1 protein-coding gene is annotated in these 475 nt (G+C 63.8%); it reads right to left on the reverse strand.

What is annotated here, in order from left to right; genetic code table 11:
* Positions 1 to 147: 147 nt before the first annotated feature.
* Positions 148 to 342 (reverse strand): molybdopterin-dependent oxidoreductase, encoded by a 195-nt coding sequence (locus tag AB3U87_RS22115; RefSeq protein ID WP_477181481.1) that lies wholly within the window; start codon positions 340 to 342, stop codon positions 148 to 150.
* Positions 343 to 475 lie beyond the last annotated feature (133 nt).

Here is a 475-nt window from a genome sequence, read left to right on the forward strand (position 1 = left end):
GGGGCCGTCAGGCGCACATCGACGTGCTGTCCGGCCAGAACCGGCCGGTCGAACGCGATCCGGAACCGGTAGCTTTTCACCCGCCGCGTGACCGGTTTGATCGCCAGCAGCGTGGCCGTCTGCCAGGGGAGGGGCCGTGCGGTGGGTTCAATCACCGGCGAAGCGCTGCTCGCGCCAGGGATCGCCGGACATGTGGTAGCCGCGCAGTTCCCAGAACCCGCCCTCGTCCTTCCTGGTGAAGCGCAGACCCTTCACCCACTTGGCGCTCTTCCAGAAATACAGGTGCGGCACGAGGAGCCTGGCCGGGTGCAGAAGAACTTGGAACGACGATCGATCAATCACGGCAAGTCATCCTTTCGATGAAGGACCACGAGGCGCGAACGCTCCGTAGTGCTTTAGCGTTTGATGACGCGGCGCAAGCTACACACTTCAAATCACCGCGGTGGCCCAAGCTATCCGCCCCGGAACCACACCT

Origin of the sequence: Erwinia plantamica, from assembly GCF_043420595.1 — a bacterium.
Classification (GTDB): Bacteria; Pseudomonadota; Gammaproteobacteria; order Enterobacterales; family Enterobacteriaceae; genus Erwinia; species Erwinia aeris.